General features: G+C 41.9%; 20 protein-coding genes. 13 read left to right on the plus strand and 7 right to left on the minus strand.

Annotated elements, in window-relative coordinates; translation table 11 throughout:
* Positions 1-13 precede the first annotated feature (13 nt).
* From J0656_RS17760 to J0656_RS17780, 5 genes are all read right to left on the minus strand, one after another.
* A complete protein-coding gene (locus tag J0656_RS17760) occupies positions 14-1,288 on the minus strand; it encodes a site-specific integrase (protein WP_207036276.1) in 1,275 nt (424 codons plus the stop codon).
* A 488-nt stretch (positions 1,289-1,776) separates the two neighbouring features.
* A complete protein-coding gene (locus J0656_RS17765) occupies positions 1,777-2,313 on the minus strand; it encodes a hypothetical protein (protein ID WP_207036278.1) in 537 nt (178 codons plus the stop codon).
* A 2-nt stretch (positions 2,314-2,315) separates the two neighbouring features.
* On the minus strand, positions 2,316-4,088 hold the full coding sequence (locus J0656_RS17770) for an AAA family ATPase (RefSeq protein WP_207036280.1): 1,773 nt from the start codon (positions 4,086-4,088) through the stop codon (positions 2,316-2,318).
* Positions 4,089-4,742 carry a hypothetical protein gene (locus tag J0656_RS17775; RefSeq protein WP_207036282.1) on the minus strand — a complete coding sequence of 218 codons (654 nt, stop codon included), beginning with the start codon at positions 4,740-4,742 and terminating at the stop codon, positions 4,089-4,091.
* A 10-nt stretch (positions 4,743-4,752) separates the two neighbouring features.
* Positions 4,753-6,729 carry an Hsp70 family protein gene (locus J0656_RS17780; protein WP_237688987.1) on the minus strand — a complete coding sequence of 659 codons (1,977 nt, stop codon included), beginning with the start codon at positions 6,727-6,729 and terminating at the stop codon, positions 4,753-4,755.
* A 25-nt stretch (positions 6,730-6,754) separates the two neighbouring features.
* Between J0656_RS17780 and istA the strand changes: the two genes are divergently transcribed.
* From istA to J0656_RS17815, 7 genes are all read left to right on the plus strand, one after another.
* Positions 6,755-8,206: an IS21 family transposase gene (istA, locus tag J0656_RS17785; protein WP_225604909.1), complete on the plus strand. Its 1,452-nt coding sequence runs from the start codon at positions 6,755-6,757 to the stop codon at positions 8,204-8,206.
* Positions 8,207-8,317: 111 nt separating this feature from the next.
* On the plus strand, positions 8,318-9,055 hold the full coding sequence (istB, locus tag J0656_RS17790) for an IS21-like element helper ATPase IstB (protein ID WP_207036285.1): 738 nt from the start codon (positions 8,318-8,320) through the stop codon (positions 9,053-9,055).
* A 32-nt stretch (positions 9,056-9,087) separates the two neighbouring features.
* Positions 9,088-9,507 carry a GNAT family N-acetyltransferase gene (locus tag J0656_RS17795; protein ID WP_207036287.1) on the plus strand — a complete coding sequence of 140 codons (420 nt, stop codon included), beginning with the start codon at positions 9,088-9,090 and terminating at the stop codon, positions 9,505-9,507.
* A gap of 761 nt (positions 9,508-10,268) precedes the next feature.
* On the plus strand, positions 10,269-10,463 hold the full coding sequence (locus tag J0656_RS17800) for a hypothetical protein (RefSeq protein ID WP_207036289.1): 195 nt from the start codon (positions 10,269-10,271) through the stop codon (positions 10,461-10,463).
* Entirely contained in the window at positions 10,460-10,855 is a 396-nt protein-coding gene (locus tag J0656_RS17805) for a single-stranded DNA-binding protein (protein ID WP_207036291.1), read from the plus strand. Before J0656_RS17800 ends, J0656_RS17805 begins: the two co-directional genes overlap by 4 nt.
* Before the next feature lie 64 nt (positions 10,856-10,919).
* Positions 10,920-11,300, plus strand: a complete 381-nt coding sequence (locus J0656_RS17810) for a DUF6876 family protein (protein ID WP_207036293.1) — start codon at positions 10,920-10,922, stop codon at positions 11,298-11,300.
* A gap of 76 nt (positions 11,301-11,376) precedes the next feature.
* Positions 11,377-11,826 carry a JAB domain-containing protein gene (locus J0656_RS17815; RefSeq protein WP_207036295.1) on the plus strand — a complete coding sequence of 150 codons (450 nt, stop codon included), beginning with the start codon at positions 11,377-11,379 and terminating at the stop codon, positions 11,824-11,826.
* An 89-nt stretch (positions 11,827-11,915) separates the two neighbouring features.
* Here the strand turns inward: J0656_RS17815 and J0656_RS17820 are convergent, their stop codons facing one another.
* Together J0656_RS17820 and J0656_RS17825 are read right to left on the minus strand one after the other, a co-directional pair.
* The gene (locus J0656_RS17820) at positions 11,916-12,197 is read right to left on the minus strand and encodes an STAS-like domain-containing protein (protein ID WP_237688988.1); all 282 of its coding nucleotides are present in this window, start codon (positions 12,195-12,197) and stop codon (positions 11,916-11,918) included.
* Positions 12,198-12,257: 60 nt separating this feature from the next.
* The gene (locus J0656_RS17825; protein WP_207036299.1) at positions 12,258-13,166 is read right to left on the minus strand and encodes a hypothetical protein; all 909 of its coding nucleotides are present in this window, start codon (positions 13,164-13,166) and stop codon (positions 12,258-12,260) included.
* Between the two features lie 460 nt (positions 13,167-13,626).
* Between J0656_RS17825 and J0656_RS17830 the strand changes: the two genes are divergently transcribed.
* The 6 genes from J0656_RS17830 to J0656_RS17855 all read left to right on the plus strand — a co-directional run bounded on the left by J0656_RS17830 (position 13,627) and on the right by J0656_RS17855 (position 19,060).
* Positions 13,627-14,214, plus strand: coding sequence for a BfmA/BtgA family mobilization protein (locus tag J0656_RS17830; protein ID WP_207036301.1), 588 nt, complete (start codon positions 13,627-13,629; stop codon positions 14,212-14,214).
* A gap of 2 nt (positions 14,215-14,216) precedes the next feature.
* On the plus strand, positions 14,217-15,242 hold the full coding sequence (gene mobB / locus J0656_RS17835; protein ID WP_207036304.1) for a MobB family relaxase: 1,026 nt from the start codon (positions 14,217-14,219) through the stop codon (positions 15,240-15,242).
* A gap of 5 nt (positions 15,243-15,247) precedes the next feature.
* Positions 15,248-16,870 carry a type IV secretory system conjugative DNA transfer family protein gene (locus tag J0656_RS17840; protein WP_225604911.1) on the plus strand — a complete coding sequence of 541 codons (1,623 nt, stop codon included), beginning with the start codon at positions 15,248-15,250 and terminating at the stop codon, positions 16,868-16,870.
* 257 nt (positions 16,871-17,127) lie between these two features.
* Positions 17,128-18,093: a virulence RhuM family protein/type II toxin-antitoxin system death-on-curing family toxin gene (gene rhuM, locus J0656_RS17845; RefSeq protein WP_207036306.1), complete on the plus strand. Its 966-nt coding sequence runs from the start codon at positions 17,128-17,130 to the stop codon at positions 18,091-18,093.
* 46 nt (positions 18,094-18,139) lie between these two features.
* The gene (locus tag J0656_RS17850; protein ID WP_207036308.1) at positions 18,140-18,514 is read left to right on the plus strand and encodes a hypothetical protein; all 375 of its coding nucleotides are present in this window, start codon (positions 18,140-18,142) and stop codon (positions 18,512-18,514) included.
* Positions 18,515-18,622: 108 nt separating this feature from the next.
* Complete coding sequence (locus J0656_RS17855) at positions 18,623-19,060, plus strand: DUF1569 domain-containing protein (protein WP_207036310.1); 438 nt, start codon at positions 18,623-18,625, stop codon at positions 19,058-19,060.
* Positions 19,061-19,083 lie beyond the last annotated feature (23 nt).

Genomic DNA, 19,083 nt, shown 5'->3' on the forward strand with positions numbered 1-19,083 from the left:
TACCCCTACAGCTCTACCGTACAATTCTCAAATTGGGAACCCCACTGTTATCTTGAATTTTATGGCTGCTCTCATCCAATATGTTTTTCAATTGGGCCATGTCCTTACTGATTTTCTTTTCCACCACCCTTGCATACTTTTGGGTCGTGGAAAGCTTGGTATGCCCCAAGAGCTTGGAAACGGTCTCTATGGGTACGTCGTTCATAAGGGTGATTGTTGTTGCAAAGGTATGTCTGGCCACATGGAACGTTAGGTGCTTATCAATATTTGCCCTTTGTGCAATGATCTTTAGGTATTGGTTCACCTTTTGATTTGAGTACACAGGAAGAACAATATCTTCATTTTTGGGAAAATCCGCATACTTCTCCAAGATTTTCTTGGCTTTGGTCAATAGGGGGACCTTGACTTCGGTCTTGGTCTTTTGGCGCTTTACATCGATCCATAGTTCCCCATCGATGCCGGATACGATACCGTTGGGTTTGAGAAGTTTGATCTCAATGTAGCTCAGTCCAGTATAGCATGCAAAAAGGAAAATATCGCGGACCAGTTCCATCCCCTTTTCCTCGAATTTCAATTGGCCCAGTGCCAAGATTTCCTCCTCTTCCAGAAAAGCACTGTCATAATCCTCCATTTTCACTTTATAGAGGTTGAAGGGATTCTTGGGGATGCAATCAAATTTATAGGCCATGGTCACCAATTTCTTGAACCGTAGCATATGTTTCATGATGCCATTGTTGTTCAATGTTTGGAACGACTTGATGGGTTCGCAGTTCCGCAGGAAGTTTTCAAATTCAATCAAAAAGGCATAGTTAATGGAGGCCAACCCAATATCGGGCACCCGATATTTTTTGGCAATGAAACGTTTCAGGTAGGTCTCTGTAGAAGAATAGTTCTTGACTGTCCCTTTGGCCAGTTTGGGCAACTCATAGGTTCGGTTATACTCCAAAAGGTCCAATAGGGTGAGCATCACCTTGTCCTTCCCCAGATATCTAAGCTTGATGGATTGTGCCGTTATAAAGTTGCTCTCCGCACAGAGTTGTCGATGGCATTCCAGTAATTTTGCCCGGACGTCGTCCAAATATTTGTTGACAACAACGGATTCACTGGCCCTATGGTCCATTTTTCCCAAAATAGGACACCATCGTTCTTCAAAAGTTGATCGATGGACACTGAGATCTGCATTTTTTCCTTTACATCTGATTCGGACATAAATTGGAAAACGTCCATCTTTTTTTCTTCCTGATTTTTTCAGCCAAAAACTGATACTGAAGGCGTTAGAGGTATTCATGTGTTCTCGCTTTAAGTTAAACTTTGGATTAAGCGAAAGTCAAATCACACGAAAAATCAATTACGGAAGTACAATTTAGGGAATTTTTCCCGACAAAAATAGGACACTCTATAGGACATCCTCATCGATGGTTTCAGATGGAAATAAAAAAAACCAGAAAAAATTAATTTTCTGGTTTTCAATTAATTAAGGTTTTACTTAGTGTCATAAAACCATGGTTCGTCGGGATGACTGAATCATCAACGAAATCTTATATTGTTGAAAATCATTGTTTTAACACTGCTATTCCAAAGCGAATCCCGTTAAGAACACGGTAAGCAAAAAACAACTTTTGAACACAAATTTTATGTGTTTAATTATCATCAAAAATAAACATAAAATCCGTAGACCTGACAATAGTCACCGATTTTGTCTAAAATCTTTGAGCCAAATCCAGCAAGCACAAAAACAGCAGAATTGCTAGAGCAATCTTTATCAAAGCTTCACTTTTATTCATTTTTGTCTTTAACGTTATCCAAAATATCATCATCAATTTCACTTATCAACTCAAATTCATTTGAAATATGAGTATCAAAAAAGTCGTCTTGTAACCTTGATAAATACGAATCACTAATAATATCTTGTTCTAAGTAGTCTTCAAAATCAGGACGCTTTTCAAGAATTGGCTCGTTATCAATTTTCAACTTTGAACGAATCACCTTAAAAAACTTGATTTCGCTGTATTCGACTTTTTCGTCTGCTTTGATGGTGTCTATTGCAACTTCAATCAATTTCAATTCATTTTCTTCTGATAATTCAGTAGCCGTAAGTTCATTGAAATAACCTTTTAAAAATTGATGACCGTCTTTATTGATCGCAAGTAACAAAGTGTCCAATTCGGCATTGATGTCTATTTCTCCGAAGGTTTTACGTTCCTTTTGCAGTTGCTTAATAAGTTTGACCTCACGTTTGTCAATATCGCCATCACAAGCCATACAAGAAAATGCAGTCCTGAGCAATAGTTTATTGAAATGTAATGTTTCCATATCTAATTGTTTTTAAAACCGATTCTAGGTCGGTCGTTAGTATTATCTGATAACCCTTCCATTTTCGCTCTTATAGCGATATAACTTTGCAATTCTTTAAGGTTTATTGAAGGCTTATTCTTCCTAATGGTTTCAAGTAAAATTTCCTTTGAAATCCTTGATTTCATTTTCAAAGCTCTTCTTGAAGCTTCATCACATATAAATTTGATGTCGCTTGAAACATAGTTTTCAGTTGCTTTTGCAAGTTCAGCGTAATCTAAACCTACTTCTCTAGGTCGTTTTTCCAAGTACAGTTTAAGCATTAACTCTCGAGCTTCAAGGTCAGGTGGTGGTAGATAAGCTACTTTATCTAAACGACCTGCTCTCAAAATCGCTGGGTCGATTGAATTAGGTCTGTTTGTTGCTCCGATAATAAAAATGCCATCATCTCCACAATTATTCATCTGGGCTAAAAATTCATTTACTGCACTTGTATTCATATGATTTACATTCGAGTTATCACGATTCGGAACAACTGCATCCAACTCGTCAATGAAAATTATACTTGGTGCGTTTTCACGAGCTTCATCAAATAGGGTTTTGATTTTTTCCTGCGATTCGTTTACATACTTACTCTGAATATCAGATGGCTTTAACTGGTAGAAGTTAAACCCGATTTCTTCTGCCATTCTTTCAGCAAAGAAGGTTTTACCACAACCTGGTGGACCGTAAAGCAACATGCCATTAGGAATAGTTATCCCATATTCTGCATAACGTTCTTTTTCATTTAAAGCATCAATGACATCTAATTGAATGGTGTTTTTTAATTCTTGCATTCCTGCAATTGCAGAAAATCCTTTTCCTTTTTTTATTTCCTTTAGTTTGGGTTTAGAAGTTTCTTGTGGTGTTGAAAGTTGTTTTACTTCTAATTCTCCATTCATTGCCTTAATAAACTCCTTGACACTTTTAAAACGGTTTTCGGCATTTGGTTGTAATGCTTTACTAATTATACTTTGGACCTGTTTGTCTGAAATGTTGGAGAATTTTAGAGGTTTTTTCCTTTCTCCAATAACAGCATCTTCCAACTTTAGGGAATCTGCTTTGTATTTTGAAATTTCAACGAACCAAGGAGGTAACCCTTCTAACAAGTGATAATATAATGCGCCAACCGAAAACACATCACTTTGAACTGAAAATACTTTATTGAAGGATTCATTCGCTTGATAAAATAGATTTAAACCTTCCTTTAAAAAGTCCTTGTTTGATTGGCTTAAAAATCGAGAATATCCAAAGTCAATGATTCTAGGAATCGCAACATTCCCTGATAAATCCAACATCACATTCAAGTTTGTGATGTCGTTGTGTATAATTGGATTTTGAAGAGAATGCAAATAGTTCAATCCATTTAAAACACCTGAAATAATCTCTTTAGCTTCATACGGGTTAATGGTTTGTTCCCTTTTTATTTTGTCCGCCAAGGTTTCCCCACTGATGAAATCAAGAATGGCATAAGCATATTTTTGACCATCCAAAATTAGTTCGCCACCATCACAGTATTTAACTAAATTTGGATGCTTGATTTTCCTTAAAACCTGAATCTCTAAAACATCACCCTTTTCATCAAATTGAGTTCGGTCTAATTTAGAGTAAACAAATAGCTTCAATAATTTGGTTTTTCCTTCTTGGTCTTTTACACGATACGTTTCAGCATAACTTCCTTTTTTAAGAAAAAAAGTCACCCTGTATTTGGAATCAATTGATTGACCTTTGGATAGTATGTGACTATGATTATTCATTTAAAACGCTTCATCTGGGTTACTAGGTCGAGTACTGAAGTTTCCATTTTCTTGTAAAATCAGCTCATACTCAAGAATATTATTGCTCAAAAATTGAGGGTCATCCTTTCCAAAACTTTCGTTGGTAATAAAGCCACCTTTCATTTCACCACCTTTCATTTCTTTTGCGGGGTTCCAACCTTTACCGTAGTAAAAAAATGTTTGGTAGGTTCCATTTGGAAATGAGAACGTAAAACTGCTACCTGAATTAATGTAGGCGTGTCTAACAACTTTATCATTCTTTTTTATCGTAACTATCACATCTGAGTTACTCGTTCTTACTTTTATTTGTGAGCAGCCATAATCATTACAAGTTGAATTGGCACCATAGTAGCGGGAATATGGCGTAGCTCCTGTGCTCAATGAATTGTTGAAATACTTATCATAGATGGCTTGTTCTTTTCTTTCTTTTTCAAGACGTTCTTCTCTGGCAATACGCTCTTGATCTATTTGAAATGCACGTTCAGCTTCTTCTGCTTTTCGCTTTTCTTCCAATTCAATTCTTTGCTGTTCTTCTTTTGCTAAACGCTGTTTTCTTTCTGCATCACTCTCACAGGAAGAAATAATTATAGCTAAAGAAAAGAGCGGTATAAGAAATTTAGTTCTTGATCTCATATTCTAATTTTTATCCAACCAATACATCTCTATCATCACTTGGCTTTTCATCTTCTGGCAATAAATCAATTAATGAGATAACCACAGGATGCAATTCATCTGCATCTGGATTTTCGCCAATAATTTGCAAACCTTTATTTAAAAGTGTTCGTGCTCTACCACTGTCTTTCCAATGGAATGAACCGAAATTATCATTGTGATGCCTGATAAATGCGATTAGCTGATAAACTCGAGTCAATTGGAAAAAGAAGCTTCCGATTTCTTCCAACAAAACATTTCCGAGTTTTACATCTTTTGCCCGAATAACTTCATCCAATTGCGAACGGAACTGATTGACAACTTGCGTAGTTTTTTCATTCCCTAAATCGCTATTTACTTTTTCTAGGCGATAAAACTCTTCTTTTAAAGTTTCTTCCAATTTTGGCCACTCGGTGGTGTCGTTCAGTTCATCAATTGTTTTTAATGACTTTCTCAAATTGGTTAAAACTTCTTGTTTGCCGTCAACATCATTTTTGTTATTCTCAAACGCCTTTTCAATTTTATCTAACTCGGCTTCAATCTTTTGTAATTGACCGTTATCAGAGTTACCATCTTGTTTTAATTCAGCAATACTTCCTTTTGCTTTTCTGATTTCATTTGCTAACCAAGACGTTTCGATTGATGTTTTAGTGCTGTCAACTTCGATATCGGTTGAATAATCCAAATATGGAAAGTATGCTGTAACTGTTATTTTTTCTGACCTATCAATATTAATTGTCAAATCCACATCACTGTTTTCAGGAAGAAGAGAAGGTAAATCTGCTCCGCTTATTTTAATATCAGTAACGTGTTCATTGTAGATTGCTCTTGTTCCTTCAGAAGCGTGTTCGCCTTCGTAAACTGGGATTTTGATGAAATCAGAATCCATCCCTGGACGAATTTGCTTTTGGGTCTTTAATCCGTTTCTAGTTCCAACTGCTGGTATAGACTGGTTCTTTTCTAAACCTTTGATTGTTTTGAATCGAACTTTGCCTGTGGTTTTATCTTTTAGCTCAATACCGACATTGTAGGGTAATGTTGCACTTCCAATTTTAGAGCCTTGAATGACACTGAAACTTGATGGCTCACTTTCTAAAATATTTCCTTTGTCGTCAAACAGAACCACTTCAAAAACATTGGTTTTTCCTTCATTGAGATGAATTTCTACAACTTCACCAATCGTATTAATTTCAACTTTTCCGCTTGACCAAGCTTTGTCGCCTCTGGTAACTTCTGCAAATACTTTTTCAGGAATCTCTCCTTCTGTTTTGTCAGCTAAAATCTTGATAGGGACAAATTCTTCGGTTTCCACTGTTGATGATTCATTGGCTATTTCCAATTGAATCTTTGTTTTGTCTCTGGTTTGCTCTCTTACTTCTTCTGAAACATCCACCGTTGATGCATATAAGGCTGCACCTTTTGAAACGACCGTCATTGGATCGGCACTTGTGTCAGGTTTGCAGATTTGTTCTTCCAACATTTTTCTCAAAACTGGTGAAAACGTTGGGCCACCAACAAGAATTAAAGAATCTAAAGAAGAACCTTTAAGATTGTTTCTTTCCAACAGACTTAAACTAACATCAATTGCTTTTTGGAAAACTGGCGAAACCGCTTTGGCAATGTCATTTTGGGTTACGGTAATGTCCAATTCAAACTCTTCGCCTTCATCATCTTCTCCGGGAATATCTCCTAAATCAGACAAGATATTATGTGTATCGTTGAATGAAAGCTTAATTTTAGTTTCTTCTGCATAAAATTTCATTGCATTACGCAGAATTTGCTTTTTTGTATCATCCGCCAAAATGGAATCAATCATGAAGTTTTCTTGGATGAAGGGTAAGTGGAAACGCCGGACATAGTATACCACATTCGCCGGGCCAAAGTGAGCATAGCTGGCCGGTGAAAGTGAGCCACCTGCGCCGGACGAAAGTGAGCCACTTTTGGACCTGATCTGTCTGTAATGTGCCAAAGGTCTTTTTTTGTGAAAAAGGACCATGGCGAACAAGCAGATAGACATGCGAAAAATAAAACGGATATTCAAGCTCCACACCTCGGGTGTGAGCAAACGGCGGATAAGCCAGCAGTTGGGCATCTCCCGCAACACGGTGACCAAGTACATCGATTTCTTCAAACGTTACCGCCTGACGCCCTATGAGGTGGAGAAGATGACCCTGGAGGAACTGCACGGCCTCTTCAAGGCCGACCAAAGGCCAAAGAGCCCAAAACTGGTGGAGCTACAGCGATACTTTCCCTACTTTGACAAGGAAATAAGAAAGACCGGGGTCACCCGACAGTTGCTCTGGGAGGAGTATTATGCCAAACATCCCGACGGGTTCAGGCTCTCACAGTTCAAGTATTGGTACGCGGAATGGCAAAAGGAGGCCTCCCCCGTGATGCGGATGGAGCACAAGGCCGGCGACAAGCTTTTCATCGATTTTACGGGCAAGAAGCTCACCATTGTCGACAGAGACACCGGTGAGCTAAAGGAACTGGAAGTGTTCGTCTGCATATTGGGCAGCAGCCAGTATACCTACGTGGAGGCCTGTGCCAGCCAGAAGCTCGAGGACTTCATCCGCTGCACCGAGAACGCACTGTGGTTCTACGGCGGAGTGCCTAGGGCACTGGTGCCCGACAACCTTAAGTCGGCCGTTACCAAGAGCAGTCGCTATGAACCAAAGGTCAACGAGGTGTTCGCCGACTTTGCCGAGCATTACGAAACGGCTGTCCTTCCCACGCGCACCTACAGGCCAAGGGACAAGGCCATAGTGGAGAACGCCGTGCGCATCATTTACACAAGGGTGTTCGCGCCCTTACGGAACGAGACCTTCCACAGTGTGGCCGATATCAATACCGCGATCCGGGAACTGTTGGAAAAGCACAACGACATTTCCTTCAGGGGAAGGGAATACTTCCGACGTTCACTGTTCCTCGAGGTAGAAAGCCGGGAACTGATGCCCCTGCCCGAAAAACGCTATGAGATAAAACGGTACGCCCAGGCCACCGTGCACAAGAACAGCCATATCTATCTTGGCAGGGACAAGCATTATTACAGCGTACACTACAGGCATATCGGCAAACAGGTAAAGCTCGTCTATACCGACAGTATGGTCGAGGTCTACCATAAACATGAAAGGCTGGCCGTGCACCAAAGGAACAGGAAGCGTTACGGCTATACCACCCTGGCCGGGCACATGCCCTCCCACCACCGCTTCGTCAGCGAATGGAGCAGCGAAAGGTTCATCGCTTGGGCCGGCAACATAGGGGAAAGCTGCCAAGGCTACATCATTGCCATATTGGACAAGAAACAGCATCCGGAACAATCCTATAAATCCTGTCTTGGCGTACTTCACCTTGCTAAGAAATATGGCAGGACCGTCTTGACAACGCCTGTAGAAGGGCAACGGAATATGGTGCATATAATTACAATATGGTCGAGCGCATCCTAAAAAAGGGCTGGGACAAGCTTGATGAGGACACCGATGACAATCTGGAAATGCCCGAGCACCAGAACATAAGGGGCGGAAAATATTATGAATGAGAACACTTAAATACCACATATGAACGAAAGGACAATACAACAGATGAAGGAGCTCAGGCTCCATGGCATGCACAGGGCATTTGAAACGACCTTGGGGCCCAACGGTATGGGCACCGACTATACCAATGACGAGATCATTGCATACCTCGTGCAATGCGAGTGGGACGACCGCCACAACCGCAGGATAGAGCGACTGACCAGATCGGCGCGCTTTAGGTACACAGCCGTTATGGAGGCGGTGGACTACAGGCCTTCCAGACAATTGGACAAGAACCAGGTACAACGGATCGGCAACTGCGGTTTTATCAAAAAGAAGGAGAATGTCCTCATTACCGGGAGCACCGGGGTCGGCAAGAGCTATCTGGCCTCCGCCATCGGCCACCAGGCCTGTTCCATGGGAAAAAAGGTCATGTACTTCAACACCGCCAAGCTCTTTACCATGCTCAAGACCTCAAAAGCGGACGGTTCCTATCCAAAACAGATAGGCAAGCTTGAAAAACAGGACCTACTGATACTTGATGACTTCGGGCTAAAGCCACTGGACAACATCAACAGGCATGCGCTCATGGAAATCATCGAGGATCGTCACGGACAGAGATCGACCATAATTGCATCACAATTGCCCGTATCAAAATGGCACGACATCATCGGGGAGAGAACACTGGCCGACGCCATACTCGACCGTTTGGTGCATACAGCACACAGAATCGACATAAAAGGTGAATCAATGAGAAGAAAATTGAAAAATAAAAACTAAGTTTAACCCACGGACAGGTCAAATCCAAGCAGTTGATTTACACTGCTCACTTTAATCCGGCGCGGGTGGCTCAGTTTACCCGGCTCATCCACCCACAGAATAAAACAGTGCAATTGGAGCATCAAATTTTTGAAGTTAATAATGGCCTCGAATGTTTGGTGGTAGATATAGATAACGAGCTTGTGGGCTATACCACATTTATGAAACAGTACAGTACCTGGGATGCCAGCTATTATGTTTATATGGACTGTTTGTTTTTGCAGCAAGACTTCCGTGGTTCTGGCATTGGAAAGCTATTGATGAGCGAAGTACGAAAATATGCTGAACAAAATAATTGTCGGCAGATTCAGTGGCAGACTCCCGATATTAACATGGGCGCCATAAAGTTCTACAAACGGTTAAAATCAATAGAATGGATACACAAGGTAAGGTTTAGTTGGACACCATGGTAATATCCTTTTTTAGCATTATCAAACAATAAGCTTCAGCCGATAACTAGAAGTACATTTTTTCAAAAAAAATTCGGATAGCCTGATGTTTTATTTTTATCAACTGGTTTGGCGGAGTTGTCTTCGGCAAACCAGTTTAAAGGCACCCGACACATAAAAACAAAACCTTTTTGGACCGGCGTTTGCACTTGGATTGGTAACAATTGCTAAAGCAATCTGTATTCTCCTTCATGGCTATCCACTACAAACCTTTACCACATTATAAAAAGGACAAATCGTTACACACTTAAAAGACACGATAGTCCTTCTCCCCTATTGATTAATTTTTTATTTTTTGTTCGACTCACTGAACAAGAAAATGGTTCATTTAGAGCTGTAAAAACCAAAGCCTTCAATCACATAAAGATGAAAACAAAAAGTCTTTGAACGATAACATTTTTAAATCAAATAATCCTCGAATATATCCATATGGTAGGTCATAAGTTAATTTTAAGCAGGTTGCAATTTAGGTTTGTTCATGCTTCCATGGTATAAGAACTTCTCCTGTTTCGTAATTGATATTCCTGGCTAAGCCCGCCGTCCCTCCTTTTTTGGGTGGCAAAACAACAACATCCCTTCCTGTAGCCGGCATAAAGCCAGACCCCTCCCCTCGGAGGGGTTTCTTTTTTATACGGCTTCCACAGCAAGGGATATTGTATCCCATGTAGCATCAAAAAAAGGTGACAGCGATGGCGCTACTGGAAGTAAATCAAATACCACAAAACATGAAATCGTACACATCCCATTTATCGGAAGCAGCACAAAACCATCAAAAAAAGGAAGACGCTCCAGATACCATAAGTAAATCAGTTGCCTGCGCCCTTTCTTTTAATGCTGCTGGGAATGTGGTTGGGTCTGTCAATCTAGAGTTCAATTATTTTCTAACCGCCCGATTTGGGCATAAATCCTTTCAATCATGAGCAATTTCAGAAATCATGTACAGTTAATCGGAAATGTGGGGGAAGACCCCAAGATCACCCTCCTCGATGGAGGACGTAAAGTGGCACGTTTTCCCATGGCCACCAATGAGTACTACACCAACAACCAAGGGGAAAAAATCCAGAACACCGACTGGCACCAGGTCGTGGCCTGGGGCAAGACCGCCGATATCCTCGAAAAGTATACCGCCAAGGGCAGTGAGATCGGCGTGCAAGGGAAAATCAAGACCCGTTCCTATACCACGGAGGACGGCAACCAGCGCTATGTGACAGAAATCGTGGCCGATGAAGTGCTGCTATTGGGCTCCAAAACTGCCCAAGAGGACAGCGAACCAAAGACCCCTAGGTCCAAGACCGCCAAAAAGGATGCCTAGCACCCAAGGGGTGCCCCTAGGGCATCCCTTCTTTTCTTTTTTGTTCAATTCAAATTCAATTCCCATGGAAACAAACATCCAACACCTCAAAGAACAGCTAAGCCAGTTTTGCGGCTCTCAGCAGATTTTCACACTTCCCCTCTGCCGAACACGGTACACCGAGGGTATGCGATTCCTCGCCCAGACCGCCAATGCCTTTTGGCTGCTGACGGACGCTTCCGTGATGGGCAAGAGCCTTAGGAACAAAAGCCGATTTATCACCATCGACTTTAAACGATATTCCCCAACAGAAGTGGAGACCCACGGCCATGATGCCGTGATCACCTATACCGATGGCAATGGTATCGCACTTGCCAAACAGCAATACCATTTCACGGATTTTCCCTTGGAACAGATCCGCCTTTTTTTTGTGGACAATACCCTGCTATTGCCCTCCGAATACTAAAATGGTCGAGGGGATGCACCAATAACCCTTAGCACATCCCCTCTATCATTTTTCGAAACACTTAAAATCCAGAAAAATGACATTCAAAGTTAACGAAATAAAAATCAGTTACCGGGAACATACCAAAATGGCCGATACGCCACAATTGACCTCTTCACGGGATGTGGCCGCACTGTTGCACGCCAATTGGGATGCCGATACCCTAGCCCTCAAAGAATCCTTCAAGATCCTTTTGCTCAACAATTCCAATCGGGTCAAGGGTACCTATCAGGTATCCGATGGGGGTATCACAGGTACCGTGGTAGATCTGCGCATCCTCTTTGCCGTAGTGCTCAAGACCTTGAGCGTGGCCATCATCCTTGCCCATAACCACCCCTCGGGAAACCTCAAACCCAGCCAGCCCGATAAACAACTGACCCAAAAGATCAAACGTGCAGCTCAACTATTCGATATCAAAGTGCTCGATCATCTGATCATTGTGCCCAATGGGGACTACTTCAGTTTTGCGGACAATGGATTAATCTGATGAAAAAGGATTCTTAGCCTAACTTCCACCCCTTAAAAGAAAAAGCCACCCTAAGGGGTGGCTAAAATTCTTTAAAAGTCAACGAATCATTAAAAGGATGATATCAGTACTCTTTGTATAAAGTCATTCGCATTAATGAATGCAAATTTATTTCTAAATTTTTCAACAGAGATTCGCTCTATCAACTTTCCGAAATACTCATTGGCAAATGAATTGGTTATTACGTTAACGCCCTCAAAATCGAAAATAATCTTATCGATTTGGTCAATGTCCAATAAAACGTCGTCACGCAGTCTGGCCGCCAAATCTCTGGTGCCCAAACTGGAGCCGATTTCTGAAAATCTGATTGTCTTTGTGTTTTCGGTTACCATTTCCACAATGCAAATGTAAGGTGTTTTGTTTAATTAAAACATTTAGTACAAGTTACTAAATTATTCTTTGTCCGAGAACATCTTCTCAAATAGATGCTCTTTATAATCATAATGCTCTCCTGTGAATTGCTTGTAATCCACTTCAATGTTCGTATTTATTCTTAAATAGACACAAGTTCCTTGCCAAAATGGTATTTGGGTTACTTCCGTACTGTGCTCATTCACGTCCAACTTTGAGTTTCCACTGAAAATACTCATCCAACCCTGGTTCAATTCGATAAAACGTGAAGTGGCGTATAGCCCATGTCCTTGGCCCTTTCCACTGGTTACACCCTTTTCCACACATTTTATCAAAGCCTGTTCCTCCGTAAAGTCATATACCTCGTTCAAAGATGCACATATGCCCATTCCGTAATCACATACAATTAACCGTAAAGCGTTCATATTTGGAAAATATTGCCCTACAACCCATCCTTGGCCAACATTCGAATGTAATAGCACGTTGTCCAATATCTCATTAAAGCAATAGTCCAAACTGGCAAAAACGTTGTCATCAATTGGGACATTGGCCTTGACTACTCCCATCAATTCCTCCAGTACTTCAATTTGGTTCTCACTGGTATATTGCTGAATAGAAACGAAACTATTGGGTTTTTTATTCCTTAGACTATGGGGAATATTTACTTCCAGATGTTTAAAAAAACCCATTTGACTTAAATACTCCAACCCTCCTGAATTTTTTGAAAACCGAATTCTCCCAGTAACAGTAATCCCTAAACTCTCAAGATACTTCATGGCACAAAGTACGAGTAACGAATAATCAGGGTATATAAAATTCAACCCCCTAAAATCAATTAAAATCTTAGCGCCTGGATTTGATTTAAAATATTCTACCATCGCAGTACATCGCTCCAAAACCGCTTCATGACTGCTAAGGTCATTGTCTATCCTTAAAACAAAATCATCCATGCCAGCGAAATTATAAAAATTGTGAAACAAAATAAGTCAGACTCATTTGATTCAATGCAACCATCGGAAATAACAGCCGATTGTAAACATAACCCACGAAGGTAAACACACAATTTCCAACACTGAAAGAAATCCATTTCTCCTGAACAATCCCTGCAAATTCCATAATTCCGTACCCCTCAACTTCTTAAAATTTTGTCCTCTTTTCGTTCAATTGCGAACACAAAATACCTTGATCAAACGATGGATTTTGTGCTGCGCACAGAAAGGAAGAGCAAGAGGGCAACACGGCCAGCCGGTGTTGCATGCATTAACCTTCAAATAACCCACTGTTTTACAGTGGTTTATTATTCAAAAAGCTTTTAAACAAAGGTCTTTGGAGGCTCCGATTTGCGGCAAATGCCCCCGAAACCCCTATAAACAGGCACGGATTTGCGGCAAATTCAAATCAAAAACAACCATGGGAACTGAAAGTTTTAGTAACATACGCTTCAAAAAGGACACCGCAAAACGGTTCCAGTCCTTCTCGCGCATGTACTATAAAACCCATACCCTGGCACTGGCCGGGATGCTCGATTTCTTCAAATACAATGAAATCTCCCCTCACGAAAATCTGGGCAAGCGCATGGGGCTGATTATGGACTTCCTCCAAAAGTTCCGTGACTTTACCGCCAAACGCAACAACGCCACCATAGCCATCATCAAGGACCTCGAAAAGCATGGTATCATGCCCACCAAGGCGATGATGGAACTGCTCTTTGAAGGAGGGCCAACCTCCTCGTCTCAAAAGTCTGGTGATATTCCTGAGGCTGAATTAATCATTCCCGAGATCCAAGGCCTGGACCTTGATACCGAATTTGCCCTGCTCGAAGAACGCAAACAACGCCAACTATTGGAGCAAGAGCTGGCCCAGCTTAAAACCCTGATCAACGAGCAGCTCCTTAATCGGGTCAAGGTTATACGACCAGCACTCGGTTCGCCCCGCCTTCAATTGGAGATGACCCTTTCCGAATGGAAAGCCGTTGAACAACAATTTAAAACACCATAGCTATGTACATCACCATCACACGACAACATCTCGGCGAGACCTTTTCCCAAAGTGCAGCAGACTTTGTGGACTATCTGGAAAAGGAAAACAAGGCACTTGCCCCCGAACAACAGGAACCTTTTTTTAACCAGCAACAAGACCACATCGATCCCAAGACTGTGGTCCAGGAAATCGATGCAAATACCGACCGCCTCAAACAAAGCGAGCCCAAGTTCTACTCTCTGACCATCAATCCTAGTCAGCGGGAACTCGCCGCCATCCAAAATGACCCCGAAAAGCTTAAAGCCTATGTCCGGGAAGTCATGAAGGATTATGCAGCTTCCTTCTACCGCAAGGAGCCCGTTCAAGTGGAGCAGTTGAAGTATTTTGCCAAAATCGAAAAGGAACGGACCTATTCCGGACGGGACCGTGAAATCCGGGAAAACCGCCCCTACAAAGCACAAATCGCAAAACTCCAAAACGACCTAGCCAAGGTCAAACGTGGCGCCCTGCAAGGGAATCCCAAGCACATCCAACAGGATATCAATCGGCTCTACAAACAGATGCCACATAAATTGGATGGAAAGCCCATCACAGAGGGGATGCAAAAACCGGGTTCCCAAACGCACGTACACATCGTGATGAGCCGCAAGGATGTCACCAACACCTACAGTTTGTCCCCCGGAAGCAGTTATCGGGAATCCGAGGCCAAGCTCCATGGACAGACCGTGAAACGGGGATTCCGAAGGGATGAGTTTTTCGAGAAGGCTGAAAAGACCTTTGACCGGATGTTCAAATACAACCGGAACTATGTGGAATCCTACAATGCCCGAAAGACCTTGGACAAAGACCCCAAGGCCTATTTTTCTAAAATCATGGGGTTACCCGCCTCCAAAAGGGCTGTTGCCTTCAAATTACTGTCCAAGACCGGGGCCAAAATACCCTTGCCCAACATTCCGACCAGTAAGGTGGCCATCGCCCGAAAGACCCTGGCCCGCCTGCAAAAGGCCGCTGCCCTAGTCCGAAAGGCCAGTTCCATTGAAATCTGACCCCTATGTCTTTGGAATTACTTAATCATCTAGATGCATTTTTTACCAGCTATTGGTGGCTGCTTTTCCTTCCTTTGGGATTGGGCATGCTACTCTTTCAATATGTCCACCGATGTGGTGTTCTGATGGTATTAGGGCTGTTTCTATTGGAAGGGGCCTTATTTGTTTATTTCTTGGGATGGGGCATTATAGTACCCTTACTGTTGTACGCACTACTTCCTTCCCTCTTCCTGAACATGCTTATCGGGCTTTTGCTGCATTTACGGGAAGAGGAAGATGCGATACCCCCGAAATACCAAGCCAGGCTGCCACTGCGCAGCGGCTCCCTCACCCTTAAAAACATACGGCGGGGGATTTCCATTATTGGTTCTGCAGGAAGTGGGAAAACGGAATCCGTGGTCTATGGCTTGTTAATGCACTTTCAGAAACATAGCTTTTGCGGGGTCATCCATGACTACAAACACTTTGAGATCACCGAACTGGCCTATCCCCTCTTCCATGACCAAGGCATTCCTTTTCATATCGTGTCCTTCGATACCATCCACAAACGGGTGAATCCCATTGCGCCCCGTTACCTGCCCGATGAGGAAAGTGTGAACGAGGTCTCCCGGGTCCTACTGGAAAACCTTCTTGAACAACGAGAGTCGGTGGCCCAGGGTTCCTCCAAGTTCTTCAACGATGCTGTCGAGGGACTGCTGGGAGGATTGGTCTGGATGCTTCGCACCCATCATCCCAAATACTGTACTCTCCCCCATCTTATCGCGGTATACCAACTATTGGAGCCTGAACATCTCATCCAATGGCTGAGCCAAGATCTCGTGGCCAAAGCCATGGCCGATGCCTTTATCGCAGGCAAAGACTCCGAACGCCAGACCGCAGGGGTACTTTCCACGCTGGCCAATGCCCTCAAGAAAATATCGACCCAACGGATATTCATGGCCCTCTCTGCGGATGAAGTGGACTTGGATATCAATAATCCCAAAAACCCTGCCGTCCTATCCATCGTCAACCATCCCAAATTTGAAACGGCCTATTCCCCCATCATCGCCACCATTCTGCATACCGTTATCAAACAGATGAGCCTTCGGGGGCAACGTTCGTCCTTTGTTTTGATGGAAGAGGCCCCGACCATTCGGTTGCTCAATATGCACCGTATTCCGGCCACCCTCCGCAGCTATGACATCACCACCGTCTATGTGATGCAGGACAAGGCCCAGAACGATATGATGTATGGCGATAAGGCCAGTAGGGCCATACTCTCCAACCTGTCCTATCAGTTTTTTGGGAAGGCCAATGATCCTGACACCGCCTACTATTATGAACGCTTTTTCGAATTGGTTAAAAAACCCATACGGAGCGTGAGCAAGAAAGCGGATTTTATGGCGTCCGATACCCGCATCACCAATATTGAACGGGAAGTGGGTAAGGTCCGATCTGAGGAGTTCTTTCGGTTGAAACAAGGAGAGTTCATCGCCTTTTCCGATGGGAAGGACAGAAAGGTACGGTTTCCGCTGCCAAGGGCAGCACGCGATTTGCCAAAGCCCAATCACCCTTCAAACAGCCCTGAAATTGCCGCCAATTTTCAGCGGATACATTTGGAGGTGAAGGGGTTGTTTCAAAAGCAATGATAAAATACTAAATCCCCTAAAACACCATATTTTGCTCTGTTTTTATCGAATTAGGGAGTTGCACACCGGTGACAAGATGGATAAGCATTAAGGGTTTCGTTAGTTACTCAAACCGTTTTGCATTCAATTAAGGCTCTTCCTTCCTGAAATTTGGCAGTTATAAATCGGCTACTGCGCATTCACAGGTCCGTTACTAAAAGTTTAAATGAACAATTGACTATCTTTTTTTCGATTTAGTACCTTTAGACAAAAACTAAATGGAAAGGGGAAATATTATATTGTACGATGATAAGCCTAATATAGAAATACGGTTGGACAATGACACCATTTGGTTGAATCAGAGACAAATGGCAGACCTTTTTGATAAGGACAGTGATACTATAGGTCTGCACCTAAAAAACATATTCGCGACCAAGGAACTGGATAAAAAAGCAACTACCGAGAAATACTCGGTAGTTCAAAAAGAAGGTAAAAGACGGGTAAGGCGCAATGTGCTCTTTTACAATCTAGATGCCATAATTTCTGTTGGCTATCGGGTTAATTCTAAGCGAGGAACTCAATTTAGAATTTGGGCCAACAGCATTTTAAAGGATTATTTGGTAAAGGGCTATGCCGTAAATGAAAAAAGATTAGCTCAAAAAGAAGAGGAAATCCAGATACTAAAAAACGGTATATCCATATTGGGCAGAGCGCTGGAAGAAAAGTCAAAACTTGAAAACAATGAATGGCTGAAGCATTTCGCTCAGGGCCTTGAATTACTAGATGACTATGACCATGAAAACCTTGATGTTAAGGGGTTAACTAAAAGAGAAGCTGTTTTTCCAAGTATGGAGGAATATCAAGAACTTATCCGACAAATGGCTACAGCATTTGATTCTGACTTATTTGGAAAAGAGAAAGATGAAAATTTTCAAAGCTCCCTTGCTCAAATTACCAAAGGTTTTGAAACAGAAGATTTTTACCCCACTATTGAAGAAAAAGCCGCCACGCTCCTATATTTGATAACAAAGAATCACTCTTTTGTTGATGGTAATAAACGAATAGCCGCCGCTTGTTTCCTTAAATTTTTAAATGCAAACAGCATGCTCGTTTCTAAATTGGATAAACCAATCATAAGCAGTGATACCTTGGCCAGTCTAACACTGTTTATCGCTTCCAGTAAACCAGAGGAAATGCAGACGGTAAAAAGATTGGTGATTAGTGTTTTAAATAGAAACAAATAATTGCAAGTTCAAACAAACGATTGCATGACCAACAAACCAGAATCAAATGGGAACTAGAATAGTCTTATCAATAATCATACTTTCAATTTTCGGTTGTAATAAGGATAATGCAAATAACGAAACTGAGATTCATGGCACTTATAAAGGGATTTTTGAGCGGGATGATATCGTTTCAAATGTTGAGTTGACATTTTATGGCGGGACTTGGTTGGGTGAAAGTGAAAGGTCCAAATATCCTGCATTATGTAATGGTACTTATTCGATTTCAAGAAATGTTGTTTCCTTCGAGAATGCCTGTGCTTGGACAGCTGAATTTGATTGGACTCTGATATTGAGTGATGAATGGAATTATGATATTAAAGGCAATTTATTGGTTTTAACCAAGTCAAATGGAGACAAATATGAATTATCGAGACAATAAGAGGGAGTCTAATGGCCAACTTATAACCTATTAATATCGATTAATTAGTTGGGGTGACCAAGGAGTGGCCTTAACTGATGCGGTCGGATTGTTTACAAAAGTTGAAATATGAGTTATACCGCAAAACAGGTAGAAGACTTTTTTAAAAGAATTGACAACTTGGACGTCTCCCAGGAGCCCAAATTTGGTAAAATGAATGCTTGCCAAATGGTTTGTCACTGTACTGATTTTTTTAGAATGGCCATTGGGAATAAGAAAGCACATGAATATGGTACTATAAATCCGACTGAAATCCTCGAACTCTCAAGTTCAGGACAGACCGTAGCTGCACCAAAAGGCTTCGGTCAAATCGAGGGAGAAGGGACTCTTCCTACCAATTTTGAAAATGACAAAACCATCTTAAAAGAACATATTCGAGAATTTTCAAATCTGGGCAAGGATTATCAATTTGCAGAACATCCTTATTTTGGAAATATCAGTTACGATAGATGGGTTGAACTAGCTATTTATCACCTAAATCATCATTTGAAACAGTTCTCCGTTTAATTATTAGAAGAAGTTAAATCCAT

This window comes from Flagellimonas aurea, assembly GCF_017313785.1.
In the GTDB taxonomy this organism is placed as follows: domain Bacteria; phylum Bacteroidota; class Bacteroidia; order Flavobacteriales; family Flavobacteriaceae; genus Flagellimonas; species Flagellimonas aurea.